At 37.4% G+C, this 23103-nt stretch carries 24 protein-coding genes; 11 read left to right on the forward strand and 13 right to left on the reverse strand.

From position 1 onward, the window contains the following. Position 1 precedes the first annotated feature (1 nt). Complete coding sequence (locus DKG80_RS15940; protein WP_109832361.1) at positions 2-1402, forward strand: S41 family peptidase; 1401 nt, start codon at positions 2-4, stop codon at positions 1400-1402. 20 nt (positions 1403-1422) lie between these two features. Here DKG80_RS15940 and DKG80_RS15945 read toward each other — a convergent pair whose 3' ends face one another. Continuing rightward, entirely contained in the window at positions 1423-1893 is a 471-nt protein-coding gene (locus tag DKG80_RS15945) for a CAP domain-containing protein (protein WP_162555923.1), read from the reverse strand. A 195-nt stretch (positions 1894-2088) separates the two neighbouring features. Here DKG80_RS15945 and DKG80_RS15950 point away from each other — a divergent pair, with 195 nt between their 5' ends. Further along, positions 2089-3021 (forward strand): DUF4197 domain-containing protein, encoded by a 933-nt coding sequence (locus DKG80_RS15950; RefSeq protein WP_109832363.1) that lies wholly within the window; start codon positions 2089-2091, stop codon positions 3019-3021. Between the two features lie 82 nt (positions 3022-3103). On the opposite strand, the gene DKG80_RS15955 is transcribed toward DKG80_RS15950, so the two are convergent. Both DKG80_RS15955 and DKG80_RS15960 read right to left on the reverse strand, forming a co-directional pair. Continuing rightward, a complete protein-coding gene (locus DKG80_RS15955) occupies positions 3104-3913 on the reverse strand; it encodes a hypothetical protein (protein WP_109832364.1) in 810 nt (269 codons plus the stop codon). 130 nt (positions 3914-4043) lie between these two features. After that, positions 4044-4670 carry a rhomboid family intramembrane serine protease gene (locus DKG80_RS15960; RefSeq protein WP_109832365.1) on the reverse strand — a complete coding sequence of 209 codons (627 nt, stop codon included), beginning with the start codon at positions 4668-4670 and terminating at the stop codon, positions 4044-4046. A gap of 127 nt (positions 4671-4797) precedes the next feature. Here DKG80_RS15960 and DKG80_RS21190 point away from each other — a divergent pair, with 127 nt between their 5' ends. The 6 genes from DKG80_RS21190 (at position 4798) to DKG80_RS15985 (ending at position 8938) form a co-directional block, all read left to right on the forward strand. Next, positions 4798-4998 carry a hypothetical protein gene (locus DKG80_RS21190; protein WP_162555924.1) on the forward strand — a complete coding sequence of 67 codons (201 nt, stop codon included), beginning with the start codon at positions 4798-4800 and terminating at the stop codon, positions 4996-4998. 342 nt (positions 4999-5340) lie between these two features. Further along, the gene (locus tag DKG80_RS15965; RefSeq protein ID WP_109832366.1) at positions 5341-5628 is read left to right on the forward strand and encodes a hypothetical protein; all 288 of its coding nucleotides are present in this window, start codon (positions 5341-5343) and stop codon (positions 5626-5628) included. An 825-nt stretch (positions 5629-6453) separates the two neighbouring features. Continuing rightward, positions 6454-7350, forward strand: coding sequence for an EamA family transporter (locus DKG80_RS15970; RefSeq protein ID WP_109832367.1), 897 nt, complete (start codon positions 6454-6456; stop codon positions 7348-7350). A gap of 74 nt (positions 7351-7424) precedes the next feature. Further along, complete coding sequence (locus DKG80_RS15975) at positions 7425-8015, forward strand: Crp/Fnr family transcriptional regulator (RefSeq protein WP_109832368.1); 591 nt, start codon at positions 7425-7427, stop codon at positions 8013-8015. A gap of 177 nt (positions 8016-8192) precedes the next feature. Beyond that, complete coding sequence (locus tag DKG80_RS15980; protein ID WP_185140175.1) at positions 8193-8597, forward strand: group III truncated hemoglobin; 405 nt, start codon at positions 8193-8195, stop codon at positions 8595-8597. An 11-nt stretch (positions 8598-8608) separates the two neighbouring features. Further along, a complete protein-coding gene (locus DKG80_RS15985; protein ID WP_109832369.1) occupies positions 8609-8938 on the forward strand; it encodes a cupin domain-containing protein in 330 nt (109 codons plus the stop codon). Between the two features lie 15 nt (positions 8939-8953). On the opposite strand, the gene DKG80_RS15990 is transcribed toward DKG80_RS15985, so the two are convergent. The 5 genes from DKG80_RS15990 to DKG80_RS16010 form a co-directional block, all read right to left on the reverse strand. Beyond that, positions 8954-9256 carry a DUF1330 domain-containing protein gene (locus DKG80_RS15990; RefSeq protein WP_109832370.1) on the reverse strand — a complete coding sequence of 101 codons (303 nt, stop codon included), beginning with the start codon at positions 9254-9256 and terminating at the stop codon, positions 8954-8956. A 3-nt stretch (positions 9257-9259) separates the two neighbouring features. Beyond that, positions 9260-10237: a polyprenyl synthetase family protein gene (locus tag DKG80_RS15995; protein ID WP_109832371.1), complete on the reverse strand. Its 978-nt coding sequence runs from the start codon at positions 10235-10237 to the stop codon at positions 9260-9262. Between the two features lie 98 nt (positions 10238-10335). Continuing rightward, positions 10336-12516 carry a ribonuclease R gene (rnr, locus tag DKG80_RS16000; protein WP_109832372.1) on the reverse strand — a complete coding sequence of 727 codons (2181 nt, stop codon included), beginning with the start codon at positions 12514-12516 and terminating at the stop codon, positions 10336-10338. 281 nt (positions 12517-12797) lie between these two features. Beyond that, complete coding sequence (locus DKG80_RS16005) at positions 12798-13517, reverse strand: 3'-5' exonuclease (protein WP_109832373.1); 720 nt, start codon at positions 13515-13517, stop codon at positions 12798-12800. Between the two features lie 4 nt (positions 13518-13521). Next, the gene (locus tag DKG80_RS16010; RefSeq protein ID WP_109832374.1) at positions 13522-14415 is read right to left on the reverse strand and encodes an MBL fold metallo-hydrolase; all 894 of its coding nucleotides are present in this window, start codon (positions 14413-14415) and stop codon (positions 13522-13524) included. 343 nt (positions 14416-14758) lie between these two features. On the opposite strand from DKG80_RS16010, the gene DKG80_RS16015 reads away from it, so the two are divergent. After that, on the forward strand, positions 14759-15007 hold the full coding sequence (locus tag DKG80_RS16015) for a hypothetical protein (RefSeq protein ID WP_109832375.1): 249 nt from the start codon (positions 14759-14761) through the stop codon (positions 15005-15007). On the opposite strand, the gene DKG80_RS16020 is transcribed toward DKG80_RS16015, so the two are convergent. The 4 genes from DKG80_RS16020 to dxs all read right to left on the reverse strand — a co-directional run bounded on the left by DKG80_RS16020 (position 15004) and on the right by dxs (position 19757). Then, positions 15004-15447 carry a hypothetical protein gene (locus DKG80_RS16020; RefSeq protein ID WP_109832376.1) on the reverse strand — a complete coding sequence of 148 codons (444 nt, stop codon included), beginning with the start codon at positions 15445-15447 and terminating at the stop codon, positions 15004-15006. The two genes, DKG80_RS16015 and DKG80_RS16020, sit on opposite strands and share 4 nt — an antisense overlap. 34 nt (positions 15448-15481) lie before the next feature. After that, the gene (locus DKG80_RS16025) at positions 15482-16948 is read right to left on the reverse strand and encodes an MltF family protein (protein ID WP_109832377.1); all 1467 of its coding nucleotides are present in this window, start codon (positions 16946-16948) and stop codon (positions 15482-15484) included. A 115-nt stretch (positions 16949-17063) separates the two neighbouring features. Then, the gene (locus DKG80_RS16030) at positions 17064-17837 is read right to left on the reverse strand and encodes an alpha/beta fold hydrolase (protein WP_109832378.1); all 774 of its coding nucleotides are present in this window, start codon (positions 17835-17837) and stop codon (positions 17064-17066) included. 6 nt (positions 17838-17843) lie between these two features. After that, positions 17844-19757, reverse strand: coding sequence for a 1-deoxy-D-xylulose-5-phosphate synthase (gene dxs, locus DKG80_RS16035; RefSeq protein WP_109832379.1), 1914 nt, complete (start codon positions 19755-19757; stop codon positions 17844-17846). 122 nt (positions 19758-19879) lie between these two features. Between dxs and DKG80_RS16040 the strand changes: the two genes are divergently transcribed. Next, positions 19880-20977 (forward strand): glycoside hydrolase family 3 protein, encoded by a 1098-nt coding sequence (locus tag DKG80_RS16040; protein WP_109832380.1) that lies wholly within the window; start codon positions 19880-19882, stop codon positions 20975-20977. A 12-nt stretch (positions 20978-20989) separates the two neighbouring features. Here DKG80_RS16040 and DKG80_RS16045 read toward each other — a convergent pair whose 3' ends face one another. Continuing rightward, positions 20990-21706 (reverse strand): DUF1223 domain-containing protein, encoded by a 717-nt coding sequence (locus DKG80_RS16045; protein ID WP_109832381.1) that lies wholly within the window; start codon positions 21704-21706, stop codon positions 20990-20992. 128 nt (positions 21707-21834) lie between these two features. Between DKG80_RS16045 and dinB the strand changes: the two genes are divergently transcribed. Further along, positions 21835-23052 (forward strand): DNA polymerase IV, encoded by a 1218-nt coding sequence (gene dinB, locus DKG80_RS16050; protein ID WP_109832382.1) that lies wholly within the window; start codon positions 21835-21837, stop codon positions 23050-23052. Positions 23053-23103 lie beyond the last annotated feature (51 nt).

Raw genomic sequence — 23103 nt, forward strand, 5'->3', positions numbered from 1 at the left:
TATGAAGTATCTGATAAAAAACCTACTAGGCCTTTTGGTTCTAGTAACTCTATTCACATCATGTAGTGAAGATGAAAGTTTGACTGCTGAAGAAATTGCAGCACAAGAGCAACTAGAAGCTGAACAAAAGCAAAAAGATCTTAATGAAGACATAAACGAATGGATCTACGATGTGATGGATGAAGTGTATTACTGGACAGATAACCTTCCATCTTACAAGGCTTCAACAAGTGACCCTGAAGAATATTTTGAAACGTTGATCGATTCAGAAGATAGATTTTCATATATCGCTCCCAACTATGATGAATTAATTAATGGTCTAAATGGAGTCACAAAGGAGGGTGGATATGAATTCATTCTTAGTAGAACCAGCTCGACCAGCGAACAGGTAGTTGGAATTATCACTTACATCAAACCAAATTCTCCAGCAGAAACTTCCGCTCTCAAACGAGGGGATGTTTTCATTGAGATTAACGATAAGGAAATGAATTTGGATAATTATTCCGAATTGCTTGGTGAGACATCTGAAGCTCATACTTTGACCGTATCTAGATGGAACGGAAGTCAATATGCTGTACGAGGGACGTTTTCTGTAAGTACTGTAGAATACGCCGAAAACCCTATTTTCATGAACAAAGTGATCACTGATGGTGATCATAAAATTGGTTATTTGGTATATAACTTCTTTTCAAACGGAGGACAGGGTGACAACTATGATGATCAGGTAGATGCTGTATTTGGAGAATTTAATAGTGAAGGCATTACCGATCTAGTTTTAGATTTAAGATACAATAGTGGTGGATCTATTTCTTCTGCTACCAATTTAGCTAGTTTGATTGCCCCAGGTGTGACTGACAAAAGTGTATTTTATCACAATCAATTCAACGATCTATTAGAAGCATTCTTTAAACAAGAAAATGAAGAGACAAGAGGCTTTTTCACAGTCGAGGCTAACAATATTGGAATTGAAAGACTCTATATTATTACAGGTAGGAGAACAGCCTCTGCCAGTGAACTAATGATCAATGGTTTACTTCCATATATGGATATAACTTTAATAGGAGAAACGACAGTTGGGAAAAACGTAGGTTCAATCCCGATAGAGGATACTGAGAATGATGAAAATGACTACGGACTTTTGCCTATCGTGCTGAAGATTGCAAATTCTAATGGAAACTCAGACTATGCTGATGGTTTTACTCCTAAGTCTGAAAATATCCTTAAAGAGTTTTCTGACTTCGATTACTTAGTAAAATTAGGTGACGAATCTGAGCCTCTTCTGTCTAGAGCTATCCAACTAATCACTGGAAATGCGACATCAACAAGAAGACTTGATGCTGGCAGGGATATCGAAGTCCTTCCGTACTTCGCTCCACATGAAGGGCACTTGATTGTTGACTAAGATCTTTTTACTATAAGTTATTACTCCTTTTTATTGAATAAAATGAAGGAGTAATAACTCTCTCCCTCCTCATTCTGATATATACCTGTACCTCCGTGGGTAAACTGCCCCAATAGAATATTCTTTTGGCGAATGTTGGTAGTCCATGCGGTAGTGACTTCGGAAATCACAAATGCTCCCTTTTGATGAATATCCTCCACTTCACCAGTCCCTAGCTCCTGATTGATTCTGATGACTAACTCGTCATAACCTGCAGCACGAAATCCAGAATATCTAATTTGCCCGAGCGCCATTTCCTGACTTTGAATTCTTGCTTCTATAGAGAGATACCTTTCTGACTTCAAAGGCTCCAAGCTGTTTTGACTGCGGAAGTTATTTATGGCAGTGAATAGCTCCTCTTCCTTAGCTGACTGATCTCCTAGGTCTTCAGTGTCGCAACCAATGAGCAAAATACAAACAACGATGAACGAATAAAAAAATGAAAATTTCAAAACTTGTGATTTGATAAACTCTATTCTTGTAGATGCAAATATTTTCTATTTACTTCAGTTATTATATTGAACAGAAAAATTCTTTGTTTAGATATAGAGGTTTTAGTTTTTCTTATCCGCCTTATTTGATAATTAGTATATAAAAGGTCTCAGCCATTAAACACGCATTTAAATAAGAGTATAAAATACAAACACATGAAAAAGTACTTCACACTATTAATCCTACCTTTTTTATTAGCATCATGTGATGTACTTGAAGACATCATCAATGAATCGTCCAATGGTCTTTCTGACGAAGAAATCATTCTAGGACTCAAAGAAGCCCTTGAAGTAGGTACCGATAATTCTGTAGTCTCAGCTTCCGCAGTCAATGGATATTATAAGAATGAAATCATCAAAATTTTACTTCCTACAGAAGTGAAAAAACTGCAAAATACAATTGAAACGGGCTCTCTTAAGCTATCAGATGTAGATGAACTTTCAGGGGTAAGTAAATTCATTGGAGATGTATCTATTCCATACAGTGCGATCTGGGATACATACCTTACTGCCAATAGTGTGGAAGGCGAACCATTCGAAGATCTGATACAAGCAATGAACAGAGGTGCTGAATCTGCTGCTACTAAAGCAAAGCCAATCTTCGTAAATGCTATCGTAAACATGTCCATAGTGGATGGCTTGAATATTCTTCAAGGAGACTCTACGGCTGCGACGGCTTACTTTCAAGACAATACCAGTACAGCGTTAGTTTCAGCTTTTCAACCAGATGTACGATCAGCACTAGAACAAACGCAAGCACTAGGTATATATGAAGATGTAGAGGGTGTTGTGAATTTCATGATCGATGAGGATTTTCTTATAGATCAACTGAACATAGATAGTTTTTTTGAAACACAGGCATTTAAACTTGCCTATTCCGCTGCGGGAATAGAACCCATTTCAATCAGCAACTACATAGGTGTCACTCTTCCTGAGTCGATAGACGGTTATGCTACTGAGAAAGCAGTTGGAGGACTTTTTCATCTAGTAGGTGAGGAAGAAAAGAAAATAAGAAAAAACCCATTCGCATGGGCAAGCGATATTATTGAGAAGGTGTTCTCAAGTGTTGAGGCTAATTGGGGAGCTTAGATATTGCTCACTTTACTTCATAAAAAAGGCGAATCTCGATCGAGATTCGCCTTTTTAGTATATAGTAGCCTAAGTAATTTGATTACATCACATTTAAATCTTCATCAAGCCTAACTTTTTTCCCATCCTGATAGGTCACTTCATATACTGTAGGCTTATCCTTTTGCTCTACTTTATTGATCGCTCCGAAAGTATCAAGTCCACCATTATCATTGACATACATGAGTAGTTCCAATGGAAGTCTAAAATAGTCTTTCAAGTAATAGTTGGTCCTAGACCATTCACCATCTGGAGTATATATGATCATGCCAGGGTTATAATGACCATTGGCAGTTTTAGCAACAATACTAAACTGATACAGTTCTAAGTTACCCTTGCTTTTTCTTCCTGAGATAATCTGAGCATCATTAAGTCTGCTGTAGATATCCTTCTTTATGTGATGTGTCAATACGACATCATCCTCCATCTCTCCTACTTCTACTGGCTTCAACTTTTCATTGAACAAAGAATATTGACCGTTTTTATGCTGAATTCTATAATTGCCTCTACCTGATCCATTATCTGTATAAGTGCACCATCCGATAGGTGAATCTATCTTGATTTTATTCAGTATTTTCTCGGGCACTTTATTGGTGATCGTATACATATTTCCTGTGATTTTTATATCTAAATCATATGTTACTCTCAGTGTGATTCCATCACCAAATTGACAATCAATCTTGGTGTATACCCAATATACTCCCCAAGGCTTCTTTTCAATTTTCTTAATCGTGACGTTAGAATATTTAGATTTTACATCTTTTCGGATTAGTTCTTCTACATCTTCACAAAAGGCACTGAATGCAAATGAACTTAGGAGAAAGGTTAGAATTAGTGTGTAATGCTTAAACATATCATCATTGTTTTTTTATGGTTAAATAAGTCGGGATGATAAGGGGAGGTCGGAATATGTAATTCTACATATCCCAACGTTGAATGTATTCAAAATATTACACAAAGAGATTGATAATCAACCTTTTTTATCAAAACCCTGCAAATGGCCTCCAAACAGAGATTTCATCAACAAACCGAGATAGCACTTCTGGATCGACCAAAACACTAAAAATTAATCCAAAAATAGCTCCGTATAAATGTGCATCATGATTGATATTATCTGAAAGCGAATCGCTTTTCATATAGGAATAAACAATATAAATACCTCCTAAGATGAAGCCTGGCAAACATATAAAACCGTAAAGACATATGTTATCTGTTGGAAAAAACATAATACTACAAAACACAATTGCAGAAACTCCTCCAGAGGCTCCGAGCGAGTTGTAGCCAGGATTATTACTTTGCTTAAATACCGTGATGAGGTCAGAGACTACGATTGCCATTAGATAAAATGCAACAAAGTATATAGCGCCCAGACTTCCTTGAGTGAATTGAAATATGTACTCTACATTACTCCCGAAGAAATAGAAGGTAAACATATTAAATCCAAGATGTGCCCAGCTACCATGAACAAATCCTGAGGTCAACATTCGATACCACTGGCCTTGACGCACTGCCACCGGATTCATGACCAGCCGATGAGCTAAAGAAGGGTTTTTAAAAGCGGAGTAGCTGACTACCACGGTCACTATGATCAAAATAACGGTCAAAGACATATCTATAAATTATAATAACAAGTTCCGAAGATACGGATTCTATTGACAAAGGAATGGAGGGATTATCATCAAAAAGACAACCAAAAGCTAGACGTAAACTTTATGGAAAGGTCATATAAACTTACAATTGATCAACCAAGGGTTACATGCGATCAACCAGACGTTACATTTCATCAACCATGCATTACATGTGATCAACCAGACGTTACATTTCATCAACCATGCATTACATGTGATCAACCAGATGTTACATTTCATTAACCAAGCATTACATGCGATCAACCAGACGTTACATTTCATCAACCATGCATTACATGTGACCAACTAAGGACTACGTGTGATTGACCTGACGTTACATCTGACCTTCAATTGACCTTATTGTTTGAAGTCTGAGAGTGATTTTAACCTTAATGAAATCCTTGTATCACTGTACTTGCGCTTAAAATAAGTAAGTGTTTTAGCATCTATTATCAGCTTTCCCTTTCTAGTAAATTCATATCTTTGAAATGCAAACACATTTTAATTTATCAGATGCATAATTCGGAAATACGTCTTAAACAGAAAATCTTGGGAGAGCATACGGGTGAAAGTCCCGAGACCTATCTGAGCATCGCTTGGAATGTGTTTGCAGTGACTCTCCCTCTTTTTGTTCAATTAAACCCATTTCAAAATGCAAACACAGAATGGTCAAAGTATTTGTCAGAACGGAAGCTCGGCAGTTACTTCGGTTGATACACGTCAAGTATCGGAAAGTTCAAGCTCTTTAACCCCAGCTCAAATTGAGTTTATCGGTTACGTTACATTTCATGGTATTGAAGATTTTATTAAGTCTTTAAAGATGATTCATGACTTTGCTCTGTATCATACGGACCTGTGCTTTGATACAAATGAAAAGTCTGCTCTTTTTGATTTGAAAATTCTCTGGGAAGGATTTGAACGAATTAGTGAAGAGTCTTAAAACTTTAGGGGGACTAATCAGTAGTCCTCCTTTTTCAATGAGATTTAGTCTAGAAGTTATTGGATAGGCATACGGGTGCAAGTCCCGAAGACCATTCAAGGCATTGCTTTGATACGTTTCGCAGTGACCTATCTTCTTTTTATTCATTTCATCATTTAAGTTATGCGAAACGTAAATGGTCTATGTGTTCACACAAATAATAATTTGAAAAGCACATCAGTTGATACACGTCAAGTATCGGAAAATTCAAGCTCTTTAACCCCTGCTCAAATTGAGTTTATCGGTTACGTTACATTTCATGGTATTGAAGAGTCTTAAAGCTTTGGGAGGACTAATCTGTAGTCCTCCTTTTTCTATTTTTTGAAGTCTTCCCGTAAATAAACAAATACAGTTTTCAAGAAGATAACTTCTGCTTACCAAGCACAGCCATCTCTGACTCAAACACAAGTCTCTCTATTTCAAACATAGTACTCTCCAATTTAAGCAAAGACCTCTCTCAGCCAAACATAGACTCCTTGATTTCAAACATAGAGCCATCTACCTCAAACATAGGCCTCTTGACTCCAAACATAATGGGGTTGAAGTCAAACACAGCATACTCTCAGACAAACACAGGCTTCTTAATAGTAAACACTGCGTACTTGAACCTAAACAATGATCTATAAAGAGAATAGTATGCCATTACAAATGAATCGCCATGCGCTTAAATAGGTAATACGATATCATTCGAATTAGCTATAAGAATTATAACTATTCCTAAGCGATCAATTCTAAATACAGTCTAGAAGATATTTCGACTAGATTGCGAGCTCAAACTGATTCAATATGTGGATACTTCTTGGAATCGTATCACTCGTAGGGCTCGGGATCTATGATATCCTCAAAAAGCAGTCTCTCAATGACAATGCCGTATTGCCTGTATTGTTCTTTTCTACTGTCGCATCCGCCTTACTTTTCCTACCTCCATGGATTATGTCTATGACAGTGAAAGGCTTTGACCAGTATCCTAACTTCTACATCCCTTCTGGCAACTTCCAGTTTCACATTCATATTCTGATCAAGACTTTTATTGTCATTTCGTCCTGGATACTATCCTATATGGCTCTGAAGAACCTCCCGATCAGTATAGTGTCTCCGATACGTGCTACTGGACCAGTATGGACACTGATAGGTGCTATCACTATCTTCGGAGAATCTCTCAGCACATTGCAATGGATAGGAATGACTATTGCCCTCGTGTTTTTCTATATTTTCTCATCAGCAGGCAAAAGTGAAGGAATTCACTTCCGATCGAATAAATGGGTGTGGTTCATCATGCTAGCCACACTAATCGGCACATTCAGTACCCTTTATGATAAATACTTGATTGGCTTATACAATCGAGTGGCGATTCAGGCCTACTTCTCCTTTTATCAAGTACCTGTGATGGCTATTGTACTAGGAGTTTTTTGGTATCCAAAACGTAAGGAGCTGACTAAGTTTACTTGGCGCAATACAATTCCTTGGATTGGGATCGTACTAGTACTTGGTGACTTTGCATACTTCTATGCCTTGTCCTATGAGGAGTCTTTAGTTTCTATTCTCTCACTACTGAGACGGAGTAGCGTAATCATTTCATTTGGCGTAGGAGCAATTATCTTCAAAGAGAAAAACAAACGAAAGAAGGCATTGATTTTACTAGGAATAATTGCTGGTATCTATCTGATTATGCTTGGTAGTTGAGTTTATTCTCAAGATGAGACTAAAGGATTGAAATCGATGATAAAAAAGCTAAGACCATCAGTCAGCGACAAAAAATGATCCCTTCAGATATAATAGAACAATACAGCCCTTCAAAAATTGAATTAGCTAAAGACACTTTTATCTTTCAAGAAGGTGATCAGGCTAGATTCTATTACCAGATCATATCAGGTGGCGTGAAAATGATCAATATCAATGAAGAAGGGAAAGAGTTCGTACAGGGTACATTCCAAGACGAACAGAGTTTTGGGGAGCCTCCATTATTTCATGACGCCAGATATCCTGCCTCTGCTAAAACTGAGAAAGCTTCTATTCTCTACAAACTAGGAAAGGAGAAATTATTCCTCCTACTCAAAGAGTATCCAGAGGTGCATCTGACATTTACATCGATGCTTTCCAAAAGGCTGATGTACAAATCAATGATCATGAAAGAGATTTCTAGCCACGATGCTAGGCACCGACTCTTAACATTTTTTGACCATCTAAAGGCTGAATATGGACAAGTAAACACCCCTTTCCATATCAAACTCACACGTCAGCAACTATCAAACCTTCTTGGTATACGAGTAGAAACTGTCATCAGAACTGTCAAAACATTGGCGGACTCTGGCGAAATAAAACTGGAAGGCAGGAAAATACTTCGCTGATGCTCTAGATTATTTTTAATCGCAGAGCGATAGCTCATTGGGTTTAATTCCCCGATCTTTTAAATAAAATTCCGAAGATATTCCGTACCCTTGGGTCGGAGAACTTCATTAGTAAACTTCTTTTATGACATAAGTCATAAAGGAGTCATCCTATAAAGTGTAGAATTGCTAATACAAATGGAAAACGCCGTGAAATCAATCAAAAACGATATTTCAACTGAAGAAGACATCAAGCTCATGGTGGATTCTTTTTATGCTAGGGTCAATGAGAATCCTCTTCTTTCCGATGTATTCAATGGTTTTGCAAAAGTAGACTGGGACTCGCATTTGCCTAGAATGTATCAGTTCTGGGAAGGTTTGATTTTAGGTAAGCAGGGTTTTAAAGGAAATCCTTTCGCTGTGCACCAGCCTCTACCAATCAACAAGGAGCATTTCGAGCAATGGATAGGTTTATTTGTCGAAAATATAGATGCACTATTCGAGGGAGAAGTGACTGAACAAACTAAACTCAGGGCTAGGTCTATTGCACACATCTTTGAGTCCAAATTATCCGCTTTGTCTTCTATGAAGAATGACATTTAAACTGTATCTCTATGAATAAAAGCACCATAAATCATTCTGAAACCTTCCTTCTCAAAAACTTAATTTCCTACTCTGAAGAGGCTACTGTCAGTAAAATTTTGACAAAAAGTCAAGGTGGCAATACAACACTATTTGCATTTGACAAAGGACAAAGTTTAAGTGAGCATACAGCCCCATTTGATGCTACAGTTTACATAGTGGATGGCTGTTGTAAAGTGACAATAGATAGCAAAGAATATCAACTGACAGCAGGTGAACTGATCGTGATGCCGGCCAATATCCCACATGCTCTTGAGGCTACTGAGTCTTTTAAGATGCTACTCATCATGATAAAAAGCTAAGAATCTACAGAGCAATCAAACTTTCTCTCCCATAAACATCAATATCTCTGACACGGACTCATCTTTCAGGTGTATGAAGTCTTGTCTCCGAGGATCATTAGCAAATTCCTTAAGCCTGTCCTTTGACTCCATTGATACTATATGAATCTCGTAGGGACGCAATTCTTCTCCTTCTATAAAGGAATCTGCTGTAGGCCGAATGCGCTGAATAACCTTCCCTCCGTATTCTTGAAGTAATGGTATTGCCTTAGACTCAAACTCCAAAAAAGCTTCTTCGCAGTTGTCTTTGATATAAATCAGCTGAGTGATATAAAGCATAAATTAATGATCTCTGTCAATCAAAGCCTGTGTAAATGCAATCAACGGGTCAAGGTTCAGATCTTCATCCTTTAATTCCACCAACTGCTTAAAACCTAGATCGAAATAATACTTCATTTTTTCCTCTGCTATTTCCTTAATCCCTAGCTGTGCGTAAATAGCCTTGACTGAATCGACTTTCTTCACGGGATCAAAATCAGTAGCAGCAATCAGATCATCGAGGTCTTCCTTAGTTTTTTCATCTGCCAGTTCAAGAGCCTTGAGTAGGAGCATTGTTTTCTTGTTGGAGATAATATCTCCGCCTATTTGTTTACCAACTTTAGCCGTATCTCCATAGACGTCTAGCAAATCATCCTTTAGCTGAAACCCTATACCGATATTTATCCCAAACTCTCTCAACTTCAAGGCTTGCTCCTTAGTCATTCCCGCTAAAAGAGCTCCCATTTCTAAACTATAGCCGAGTAATACCGAAGTCTTTAACTTGATCATTTCGATATAATCCTCCTCAGGCACAGTATCTATAGTCTCAAAATTCATATCCATCTGCTGGCCTTCACAAACTTCTACTACACACCTATTGAAGAGCTTAATTAGATATTTGATATCATCATAGTCGGCTTCTAGCATCAAATCGTATGCTAAAATCATCAAAGCATCACCTGATAAAATTGCGATGTTGCTATCCCACTTTTTATATACTGTTTCCTTTCCTCGACGCAGTGGCGCTTCGTCCATGATATCATCATGAATCAAAGTAAAGTTGTGAAACAATTCGATAGAAAGTGCTGGAGCAATAATAGACTCCCAATCCTGTTTTTTGGTCAAGTAAGCCATGACAGCCAGTATCGGTCTCATACGCTTACCTCCTTGTCGAAGAGTATATCTGAGTGGTTCGTATAACTCGGTTGGTTTTTTACCGAATTCCATTTTGGCTAATTCGGCATTAAGCTTTTCTTGAAATAATTTAATTTGATCAGTCATTCAAATTGTTTGTTTTCGGATTGGTAAACTGTGGGGAGGAATATTAAAAAACGGGAACCTACCTAGTAGAAATTAAGGAGAGTCAAAACGAGCCCACTCTAAAAGTCATACTCGTCATCCTTCATACCTACAAACTCTAGGTCTATAGTCCTTCTATCAATATTAGTATCCACTACGGTAACATTGACAGAATCGCCCAAAGTAAACATTCTTTTATTTCGTCTACCAATCATACGATAGTTCTTTTCATCAAATTCATAGTAGTCATCTGTCAAGCTCGCAGCACGAACCATCCCTTCACACTTGGTCTCTGTGATTTCTACGAATATCCCCCATTCTGTCACACCTGAGATTACTCCTTCGAACTCTTTACCTTCTACAGATTGCATGTATTCTACCTGTTTGTATTTGATCGAAGCTCTCTCTGCATCTGCTGCTCGTTTCTCCCTACTTGAAGAATGCGAACAAAGCTCTTTGTATTCCTCTGGCTTTGGGGATCTTTTATTGTCTAAATAGTGCAGAAGCAATCTATGCACCATTACATCTGGATATCGACGAATCGGTGAAGTAAAGTGTGTATAATGAGGAAATGCCAATCCAAAATGTCCTTTTGGTTCGGTAGTATAGACAGCCTTAGACATAGCCCGAATCGCCAAAGATTCTAGAACGTTTTGCTCAGGCTTGCCTTGAATATCATCCATCAAACTATTCAACTCTGAGGAAAGCTCTCCATGGACATTCACTTTATGCCCGAACTTCACTGCAAATTTTGAAAATGAATCTAGCTTCTCTGGATCTGGGTCATCATGGGTACGATAGACAAATGTATCCTCCCCCTTATTCCTATTAAATACTTCTGTTGCTACAAAACGATTAGCTAGAAGCATAAATTCCTCCACTAGTTTATGAGCATCTTTTCTTTCCTTTGGGATAATCCCTAATGGCTTTCCATCTTCATCCAGTTTGAATTTGACCTCCACTGTTTCAAAATTGATCGCTCCCTTTTTGAACCTATTGGCTTTAAACTTCTTCGCTAACTGGTTGAGTGTATTGATCTCTTCCTGAAAATCTCCCTCTCCTGATTCAATTCGCTCTTGAGCTTCTTCATAGGTAAACCTTCGGTCTGAGTGAATCACCGTTCTACCAAACCAATGTCCTTTGACCTTAGCATTATTATCTATCTCAAATACTGCTGAGAAAGTCAGTTTATCTTCATTTGGACGAAGGGAGCAAACTCCATTGGACAACTTCTCTGGCAACATAGGAATCGTACGGTCTACCAAATAAACAGAAGTTGCTCGCTCTATCGCTTCATCATCCAATGTACTGTCTGGAGTCACATAATGAGATACATCTGCGATATGTACGCCTATTTCGTACAAATCTTTTTTAATCTCTCTAAACGAAATAGCATCATCAAAATCCTTTGCATCAAGAGGGTCAATAGTGAAGGTCGTAATCTCACGCATATCTCGACGCTTCTCTATTTCAGACTTAGGTACTTCGATATCAATTTCTTCTGCAGCAGCTTCGACATTATGCGGAAACTCAAATGGCAAGTCGAACTCTGCCATGATAGAATGGATTTCGGCTTCATTTTCTCCTGCTTGACCTAAAACCTTTACCACATGACCTATCGGACTCTTATCCCGTCCACCGTGCCACTTATCTATTTTGACGAGTACCTTGTCATTGGGCTTGGCGTCCGCTATTTTTTCTGGATATACGAATACATCTACATGTATCTTTCTATTATCTGGAGTAACGAACGAAAACTTTGGTAGAATATCAATCTTCCCTACAAACTCAGTCTTATTACGCTCTATTATATTGATGACCTTCCCTTCTGGTTTGGCGCCATGTTTACGACCTCGCTTCTTGATGACCTCAACAGTATCACCATCTATAGCAGACATCAAGTCATCAGTCTTTACCCAGATATCTTCATCCTCTCCATCTATGATCACATAGGCAAATCGAGAATTGACATGATCAACAGTTCCAATGAGCTTATTAGTGCTTTTTTCCTCTTTCGTTCGGAAAGAACCATTGCGATTCTGAATCAATACACCAGCATGTTCAAGATCTAAAACATAACTAAGCACCTCACGTTTGCTGTTCTTATCTCTGGTTCCGGTTTTTGTAAAAATTTGCTTGACGGTAAAAGAATCGCCAGCATGTTCGTCGAATAATTCACTGACTGCTCTCTGCAATGCTTTGATATCCGTTGGCCTACCAAAGCCTCCTTGTTTTCTTTTACCTTTTTTCTTTTTCGCCATATAATCAGGGAAGTGGAATTTTGGGGGTAAAGATAGGACGAAGTAATTGGTATAAGATATTGAATTGTCTTTTAGAGAGATAGAAAGTAACCAAATACACAAATTCAGATACTTTTAATCTTAGAGCGACTATCCATTGTGCGGGCAATACTTAATCCCATAAGGTCTGGTTAAGAAAAATGTGAACCTAATTCTATGTCCTCCAAAAACAAAAATTTGTACACCTATCATCATATAAATTCCATATTGATAGATGAATAATGAGCTTTAGAAGATAATAATTAAGAATAAAACACATCATTTATATTCAAATTGGCATACCCTTTCAATCTCAAATAAACCTGTGCCGTGGCTAATACATCTTGACTACAGTACTTAGCAATCCTATTTAAATCTTCATCTTCGTAATAAACTCGATTAACATCCGAGCCATCGATATCATCTTTAGGAGATTCTATACCAAAAACTTGAGTTAACAATTCTAATGAGGTGTAGTTTTTCCAATCTCCAAACTTCCAAAGTTGCATCGTGTCAATATGTTGAACTTCCCAAGGCTTCTTACCCGATAGTTCAAGGTATGGAGGTAGTGGCAAACCATTGATTAATAACCTTCGTGAGATATATGGAAAATCAAACTCCTTACCATTGTGGGCGCATAACTGAATTTTAGTTTCATCGAGCTTACTACCAAGTGTTTCTATCAACTCCTTTAATAAGGCTTTTTCATCATGATTGACAATCGCCTTGATTTTCATAGATAGTTTTTCTTCCTGATCATAGTATAGAAAACCCACAGATATACAGATGATTTTCCCAAACTCAGCATAGATACCAGCTCTTTGAAAGTACAATTCCTGCGGAGATAATTCTTCATCTCGAGAGAGCATTTGAGACTTTTTCACCCATTGCTCTTGTATATTATCGGGTAGTTCTTCGAACATTGATTCTTGAGAAGCAGTCTCAATATCAATGAAAATCAAATGGCTAAATGGGGTTTTCATATGGCTAATTAGTATTCATTTTCTTAGTCCAATATCTGACTAAACCTGCTACACTCATCCAAGATGGGTTTGCTGCTTGATATTGATCTATTTCATTTTGGGATAACCCTTTGGCTTTTAATTGATCATTAGTGTAATTAATAAACAATGGGACTATTGCTTCATTAGTCATACCACCTTCCCATTTTACTTTGACGAAATCTGACCAGTCAGAAAGTATCTCTTCCAATTCGTCAAAGTGACCATCAACATTGGAGATACTTCCATAATGAGTTAAGTAAAGAAGAGATGGTTTTGCTTTTCGTAAAATATTAATCGATGCAAGCCAATATTCAATATTAATATCGGGAGGTGGACATGGTGGTTGAACTGGACCATTTGCTATTTTCACTCCCGCTACATCCCCAGAGAAGATAACGCCATCGATTTGCCATGCTATATGATGTTTAGCATGACCTGGAGTATGTAGACTCTTTATTTCAACATCGCCTACTTTGATGGTTTCTTTATCTCCGACTTGAATTAATTGACTTTCAGGTATGGGCTCCATCTGCCCCCAGAGTCTATCCATATCATCCTTATAAATCATTTTGGCAGAAGCCATCAACCTAGAAGGATCAGCCATATGTTTTACTCCTAATGGATGCAAATAAATATTAGCTCCTTCCTTAGCAAAAGCCCAAGCAGCACCAGCATGATCTAAATGAATATGAGTTATAAATACATGTTTGAAATCTGAAATTTTATATCCTAAAGCATTTATTTGTTCCACTAAATACGGATAGGTTGAATATGGTCCCGTCTCTATTAGAATTGGCCCTTCTGAGTTTTCGATAATGTATGAAGCAATCGCGTGTTCTAATCCAAGAAAATGTAGATCAACAGTGGTGATAGTCATCTATATAGCTGTGTTGTTTTAAGTATAAGTCTTGAGTTACTACAGGGTGTACATAAGCAATTTACTTATTACCTAAGCAATCCACATATCGAACTACTTAGAAATAGTGATAGTAACCGATACGTAAAACATACCCTGATTACTATCATGAAACAAATTATTAAAATAATACAATTAACTCATAATTAGGCAACGACCAATTCCTCTGTCTACCTAAATTAATTTATACGGCATTCCTCTATTTCTAGCTGATACATGATCATCTAATTTTGAAACAAGAAAACAAGGCTACAGACTATTTAAAACAGTCTCGGCGAATTATCAAATTAAAATTAATAATGCCATGAGAGTTGATTCGTTTATCAAGATGCCATTGAATGATCAGATCAATCATCTGTACAGATATGGCTCTTTTGTCACTGACATCAGATACTACGCCCACAAGGTGAATTTGTATTTGATCAAAGATGAATACTATGAAGTATTCGTCAGTCAAAAATCTCTGGTGATTGAAAATATTACTCCCTTAGATTTTCAATCAAATAGATTAGACCTCTATCTAGATCAGATAGAACTATCCATAGCCAGTTAAAATTTGATTTCGAGCCTAGTAGCCAACTCGTGAATAGCTTGTTCCTCTTCGTCTGATATCCCATCAGCGATATTGGCGAAGAGATACATAGTTTCTATAATAAACTCTTGATCCAGTGGATTCTCTTGAACATAATGATGCAAAGCATGTAAAAACTTCTTCTTCCACTTGTCAACATTATCTATAAGATATCTCATCTCAGTACGAATCGACATGGCAATTGCATCTCTATTGCTTGCTGATGAAGAAACGAATTCAGCTGCAAGTCCGCGAGTAGCCATCACAATACTATCCCACTCTTCCTTATCAAGAACCCCATCACTCAAACAAACCAATAAAGCTGGATATAACTTTGCTATATAAATGAATTGATCCTCGGGAAGCTTGACACGACGAGCCTTTATATATTCAATATAAAGTAGATGTAAATGATCACTCATGACTGTAAAATAATCAGTTTATAATAAAACACACTTATTCAGTAGAATCAGTAATCCCCATCTGAATGTATCGTCCATATCTGTAAAGGATATCCTTCACATACTGCACTGGCTCATTTCCCCTACAATACCCGAATTGAACAACAGGATCTTCATAATATTTACTCTGAGATTTTAAAAGCAAGTACTTCTCCACATTATCATCCCACACATTCGGATCTGCTCCATACTTTTTAGCCAATTTTACGGCATCGCGTACATGACCATCTCCTACATTATAAGATGCCAAAACAAATTTTTCTCTCTCGACAGAATCTTCTAGGTATTTCCATTTTTTTTGAAGCCACTGAATATGCATTGTACCTGCTTTGATACTATGATAAGGGTCTTCTAGATTTTTTATTCCATAACTCTTAGCTGTCTTCGGCATAACTTGCATAAGACCTTTCGCCCCTACCCAAGATTTGGCCTTCGGATCAAAACGTGATTCTCGAGAAATTTGTGCGGCTAACAACCTCCAATCCCAACCAACACTATCTGCCCCTATTTTGATTAACGAATCATAGGGAGAGATCTTATCCCCAGTATTAGAGAAAAAATCACTCTTCAGCACCTCTCTTGCCCTAGAAGTAGAAGCTTTAAAATATTTATTGTAGAGAGAATTGTATTCTGACCCTCGTTTTATTTGCTTGAGCCAGGTGTTTATTGATAGCTTCAATGAGTCTGCGTTATCACGAACTCCCCATGCTATTTGCTGAGGGAAACTTACTGGAGTTTTAACATCAAGTATAGGATGTTTTTTAGCTATCAATTTTGCCAAATTCTCATCTGCAACTGTATATTCAATTGTTCCATCAGCTACTAATTCGATAATAGATTCCGTCTCCAAGTCTTCAAAATCCTCAACTACTAAAATTTCGCCTCCTATTTCATCACTCAGATTTCTTAATCGCGAGCCAAAAGCCGAATGTTTTCGAACATAAACCTCTTTACCTATAAGGTCAATAACACTTCGAATAAGTACTTCATCAATTTCATGAAGTTTCATATCTCTCCATTTCTCTGGTTTTCGCTGAATCAATACTTGACGAATGTGGTAATGAGAATTTGTAAATCCGATCTTTTCTTTTCTTTCTTTGGTGACGGTCAAATTGTGAGCTAAAATATCTCCATCACCTTTATTGATCAATTCAAAGCCCTCTTCGATACTTCGCGCAATTTTAAACTCTAAATCAAGCCCCGTATATTCAGCATACTTTGAAATAAGCTCATACTCAAATCCTAAAGGCTCTCCTCTATATAGAAACATACCCGTGGAGCTGTTGTCCACGATGGCCGTAAGCTTACCTTCTCTTTTGATCGCTCCTAAATCCCGATCTATTGGCTTGAAAGATTTTTTGACACTTTTAGATTCAACATCTACAGTCTTTGAAGATTCTGGTCCCCTACAAGAAAAAAGAAAAACGGCTAGGAAAAAAAATAAATTGATTATCAGACGCATAGGCGAAAATTAAACAGATTCCATGAGACTACGACAAAAAAAGACACTCCAACATTATAAGTACTTTATTTTGAATCACTGTTCAATCAAAAATTACCTTGAAAGCAGTACAAACCTATAGGTTAATGCTATTTCTCAACAAGAACTCTTTAATATAGGTAATAGAGTCAACTTGTGCTTCGAGAAAACCATTGTGTCCTGTATCCTTTAAAATAAGACTATCAGACTCTGGAATGAAAGTCATCATCTCTTTAGAGGATTCAATTTTAACAGCCATATCTCTATCTCCAGCAATAATAAACTTCGGTTTATCTATGCTAAGCTGTTTAGTTCTATCAGGACGAACTTTCATCGCCTGAGAATAACCTACAATACTTTCCGTAGAAGTGAGGTAAGCGTTTTTCTTCAACGTTTCAATTTCTTCTACAAAAGTTCTTCTATTCTCTGGAGTAAATAGATTAGGTACAAATGAATCAATAAACTCCTTGTGACCATGCTCTGCTATGAAGCCACCCACTTTATCCCTGACTTTTCTCTTCTCATCATCATCAGGAAAAGTAGTAGATGAAAACAATCCAAAACCCGTCACAGCATCAGGATATAATTCACTCAATGCAAGGCTAATATAGCCCCCTAAAGAATGTCCAATCACAAAAAACTTCCCAACTGCCAGAGAGTTCATCTCTTCGATCACTAGATCTGCTATATCCTCGATTGTAAACTGTGAAGTAACTAATGATGTTTTACCATGACCTGGCAGATCAATAGAAATTACTTTATAATTCTCCTTTAGAGCCTCAACATATGGTTTCCAAATATTAAGAGTCTCACAAAAACCATGGATGAAGAGTATAACTTTTGAAGAAGAGCCTTGTATAGAAAGGTTCATATTAGATTAGACTAGTGCTGTTTCGAGAATTTTCTTTGCTGACTTATAAATACCTTCAGGATCAAACCCACATTCTTTATGAAGCTCTTCTTGAGTACCATGCTCAATATATTGATCTGGAATACCTAGTCTTACTACCTTAGAAGTATAATCATTGTCTACCATAAACTCAAGGATAGAGCTCCCAAAACCACCTTGCAAACAGCCATCTTCAACCGTAATCACATACTTATGATTTTTGAAAATATCATGTAGCATTGATTCATCTAGCGGCTTAGCAAACCTCATATCATAGTGTGCTGCTTTAATATTTTCCAACTGAAGTTTGTTACAAACCTCTACAGCATAGTTTCCTATATGTCCTATGGTAACGAAAGCCAACTCATCACCATCAACAATCTTCCTACCCGTACCTATCTCGATTTCTTCCATCGGAGTTCTCCAATCAGGCATTACTCCTTTACCTCTTGGGTAACGAATAGAGAATGGTCCTTGATCTGGTAGTTGAGCCGTAAACATCATATTACGAAGTTCAGCTTCATTCATTGGTGCAGCTACTATCAGATTAGGAATACATCTAAAGTATGCTATATCATATGCTCCATGATGGGTGGGTCCATCAGCTCCTGCAAACCCTGCTCGATCTAGACAAAAAACTACATTCAAATTCTGAAGTGCGACATCATGGATTACTTGATCATATGCACGCTGCATGAAAGTAGAATATATATTACAGAAAGGAACTAGGCCTTGTGTAGCCAAACCTGCCGAAAAAGTCACAGCATGCTGTTCTGCAATACCTACATCATAGGTTCTATCTGGCATCTCCTTCATCATGATATTCATAGAGGATCCAGAGGGCATCGCAGGAGTAACTCCCATTATCTTTTCATTCTCTTTGGCTAATTCCACTATTGTGTGACCAAAAACTTCTTGATATTTAGGAGCTTGAGGCGTATCGTATACTTTCTTATGAATTTCACCTGTCACCTTATCAAAGGTACCTGGTGCATGCCATTTGGTTTGATTTTCTTCTGCTAGTGTGTAACCTTTTCCCTTTTTAGTAATACAGTGAAGAATTTTAGGACCTGGAATGTCTTTTAGGTCATTCAAAACATGAACTAAATGGTTGATATCATGACCATCAATCGGACCGAAATACCTAATATTAAAAGACTCAAACATATTACTCTGCTTGAGCAAGAAAGATTTGATACTCGCTTCGAACTTACCTGCAATCTCTCTAGCATTAGTCCCAAACTTGCTAATCTTACCCAAGATCTTCCATGCCTCATCTCTTAACTTGTTGTAAGTATGAGAAGTAGTGATATCTGTAAGGTAATCTCTAAGCGCGCCTACATTAGGATCAATTGACATGCAATTATCATTGAGAATGATCAACATGTTAGAGTTTGAAACTCCTGCATGATTCATAGCTTCGAAAACCATACCCCCAGTCATAGCTCCATCACCAATGACTGCAATATGTTGTCTATCTTTTTCTTGTTTATACTTCGAAGCTTCAGCCATTCCTAGGGCTGCCGATATCGAAGTGGAAGAGTGTCCAACACCAAAAGCATCATACTCACTTTCTTTTCTTTTTGGAAAACCTGATAGTCCTCCATAGAACCTATTCGTATGAAACTGCTCACGACGTCCTGTCAAAATTTTGTGACCGTAGGCTTGATGTCCTACATCCCAAATCAACTGATCATCAGGTGTGTTGAAAACGTGGTGTAATGCCACTGTTAACTCTACCACACCCAAACTAGCTCCGAAGTGCCCTCCGTAAACAGAAACTGTATCAATAATGTATTGACGCAACTCGTCACATAACTGTACCAATTGCACAGTATCCAAGTCGTTCATATCCGAAGGAGAATTGATCTTGGCGAGAAGTTTGCCTGGTTCTATCTGCATAGTTTTCTAAATGTACCTCAATCAGGGTTAAGCACCAAAAATCAATTGGCGGTTTTCTTTATACGGTGGCAAAACTAAACAGATTTACTTTTTTAAATTGCAAACTATCAACACAAGACATTATGAAGCTTTTTTTAGCAGTATTATCCACTATAATCTTTTCATTTCAAATCGCATATGGACAATTAGACTCCTTAGATGTCATGATTGGACAAATGATAATGACAGGAATAGGAGATTATCCTGGCATTGACCAGAACGAGCAACTTAAAAAAGAAATCAAAAAAGGGTATATCGGCGGCGTAATTCTGTTTGAGAAAAATATAGCCAAGTCAAATTCCAAAACTGAATTAATAAAACTCACGACAGAACTCCAATCAATAGATGAATCAAAGCTATTAATAGGAATTGATCAAGAAGGGGGAAGGGTCAATCGACTCAAACAAAAATATGGTTTTCCAAAAACTGTCACTGCTCAATACTTAGGACAAATTGATAATATTGACTCTACTAGGTTCTATGCCCAACAAACTTCCAGTATTCTCAATCAATTAGGTATCAATGTTAATTTTGCTCCAGATGTAGATGTAGCTGTTTATCCAGAAAACCCTGTAATTACTAAACTTGGAAGAAGCTTTAGTGACAATGAAAAAGTGGTCGTTCGTCACGCTAGACAAGTCATCAAAGGACATCGTGAATATGGTGTTGTGACAACACTCAAACATTTTCCTGGACATGGTAGTTCTCACGCGGATTCTCACCTTGGTATGGCTGATGTAACAAAGTACTGGGAATATCGTGAATTGACGCCTTATAGACGACTCATCCAAGAAGAGCAAGTAGATGCTATCATGTCTGCACATATAGTTAATAAGCACCTTGACCCTTCAGGGTATCCTGCAACATTATCACCTTACATTATTAATGAAATCCTTCGTGACACATATGGATATCAAGGAGTAGTTTTCTCCGACGATATGCAGATGCATGCGATCAGCAGTGAATATGGGTTTGAAGAATCTATAGTACTAGCAATCAATGCAGGGATTGATATCTTAATGTTCTGTAACAATGTACCTGGTAATGAGCGTAGATCCGCAACAGAAATTCACTCTGTAATCAAGCGAGCTATAGAGGATAATAAGGTTTCAACAGATAGAATATCCCAATCTTACGGTAGAATACAAAAACTCAAAAAGCAGATAGATTCTCAAGAATAATTATTTCCTTTTTTACAATTTCACTTCGCTTACTGCTTCAAGAGCCAAAGTACTAGTGTCCTGTGTATAAATAATTAACATTAAATCTTCGTCTGTATCTGGTAAAGGCAAAGTCATATAACTAGACTTTTGAAAAGGAATACTTTGAAAATACCGTACCACATTAGAATGAGTAAGTGTTCTGCTTCGGTTCTCTCCACGAGGTACATAATTCGAGGCTTGTTTTTGTACAATTGCAAAATTTATTACATCATGATTTCCCTCAAAACAGTCAAATTTAAAAGTGACTTGACCACTCTCTACTTTAAGGTTTGAAATCATAATGCTTTCCTTCTCATTTTCAAAAGATTTTAAAACGGCAGATTTCAAACGGGATCTATTCGATCCTACAAACTCTTCTCTACCATCTACGATCATCTGTGGTGTATACATAGAGCTAAGTCGCATTTCTCTGGCATACCAACGTTGACGGTCTGTATATTTTTGATCACTATAAGGGTCTTTCCACCCTAGACGGTTCCAATATTCTACATGAAACGAAAGGCCTATTACTCTTCCTTTTTCACTTTTATTACCTACAACTTCCTGTAAAAGCTTATCAGCACTAGGACAACTGGAACAGCCTTGAGATGTAAATAACTCTACCACTGCGATAGGCTGTGCCTGAACTGACATTCCCAAAAATAAACATACTATAGATATCCACTTCATGATTCCACAAACACTCATATCTAATAATTGATTCCATAATTATTAAAGTATTGACATTTCGTCTGTTTATAACATGTTGATTTTTAAAACTAAAATTATTAGTTATTACTAAATAAAGTAGTTTTAATTTGTGAAAATAGAAATATATGAATCCACAAAAGTCTATCGTTCATATGGACTTGGATACCTTTTTTGTCTCATGTGAACGACTATTTGATAAGAGACTACTTGGTAAACCCGTCTTAATAGGAGGTACCTCTGACCGAGGTGTGGTAGCATCTTGTAGTTATGAAGCACGTTCATTTGGCATCCATTCGGCTATGCCGATGAAAGTAGCTAGACAACTGTGTCCAGAAGCAATTATCATCAGAGGCAACTCTCAGCTGTATTCAGAAAAATCAAAGGAAGTCACTGATATCATTCGTGACCATGTACCACTTTTCGAAAAGTCTTCTATCGACGAATTCTATTTAGACCTTAGTGGAATGGACCAGTTCTTCGGCTGTATGCAATGGGCATCAGAGCTGAGACAAAAAATCATTCACAATACCAAACTACCTATCTCATTCGGGCTATCTCAAAATAAAACTGTCTCTAAAATCGCTACAGGTGAAGCCAAACCTGATAATGAAATACAGATTCCCTATGGATACGAAAAGACGTTTTTAGCTCCTTTATCTGTAAAGAAAATTCCCATGGTGGGAGAAAAAACCTACCAAACACTAAGACAGCTAGGAATTAGGCACATTCATCAACTACAAGAAATGCCAGTAGAATTGATCGAGCGTGCTTTTGGCATCAATGGCATTAAAATGTGGAAAAAAGCAAACGGTATTGATAACAGTCCAGTTATTGCCTATCAAGAACGAAAGTCCATTTCTACAGAGAGAACTTTTGACAGAGACACAATAGATATTGTAAAACTGAAGAGTATACTACTCGCTATGGCGGAAAACCTTGCTTTTCAACTACGAAGAGGAAATAAATTGACTTCTTGTGTGACAGTGAAAGTTCGCTACTCAGACTTCAATACCCATACGCTACAAAAGAAAGTTCCTCATACCTCTGCGGATCATCTTTTGATACCGAAGGCACTAGAGATGTTTGACAAGCTGTATAACAAACGGCTTCTGATAAGGTTAATTGGCGTTCGATATAGTGATCTAGCAGAAGGTAATTATCAAATTGACCTCTTCGAGGATTCCGAAGAAATTATCAGTCTATATCAGGCAATGGATAAAATCCGTGACAAGTATGGAGACCGCAAGATCATGCGTGCTTCTGGTATCACTGCTAAAACAATCAGCAGATTTAACCCCTTCACTGGTGAAGCGCCTCCATTACTCGCAAATAGAAGAACATGACATAATTACGTCCATATAACATCTGATTATTTTCTATGAACCAGAACTGCT

Source organism: Reichenbachiella versicolor, from assembly GCF_003171675.1.
In the GTDB taxonomy this organism is placed as follows: Bacteria; Bacteroidota; Bacteroidia; order Cytophagales; family Cyclobacteriaceae; genus Reichenbachiella; species Reichenbachiella versicolor.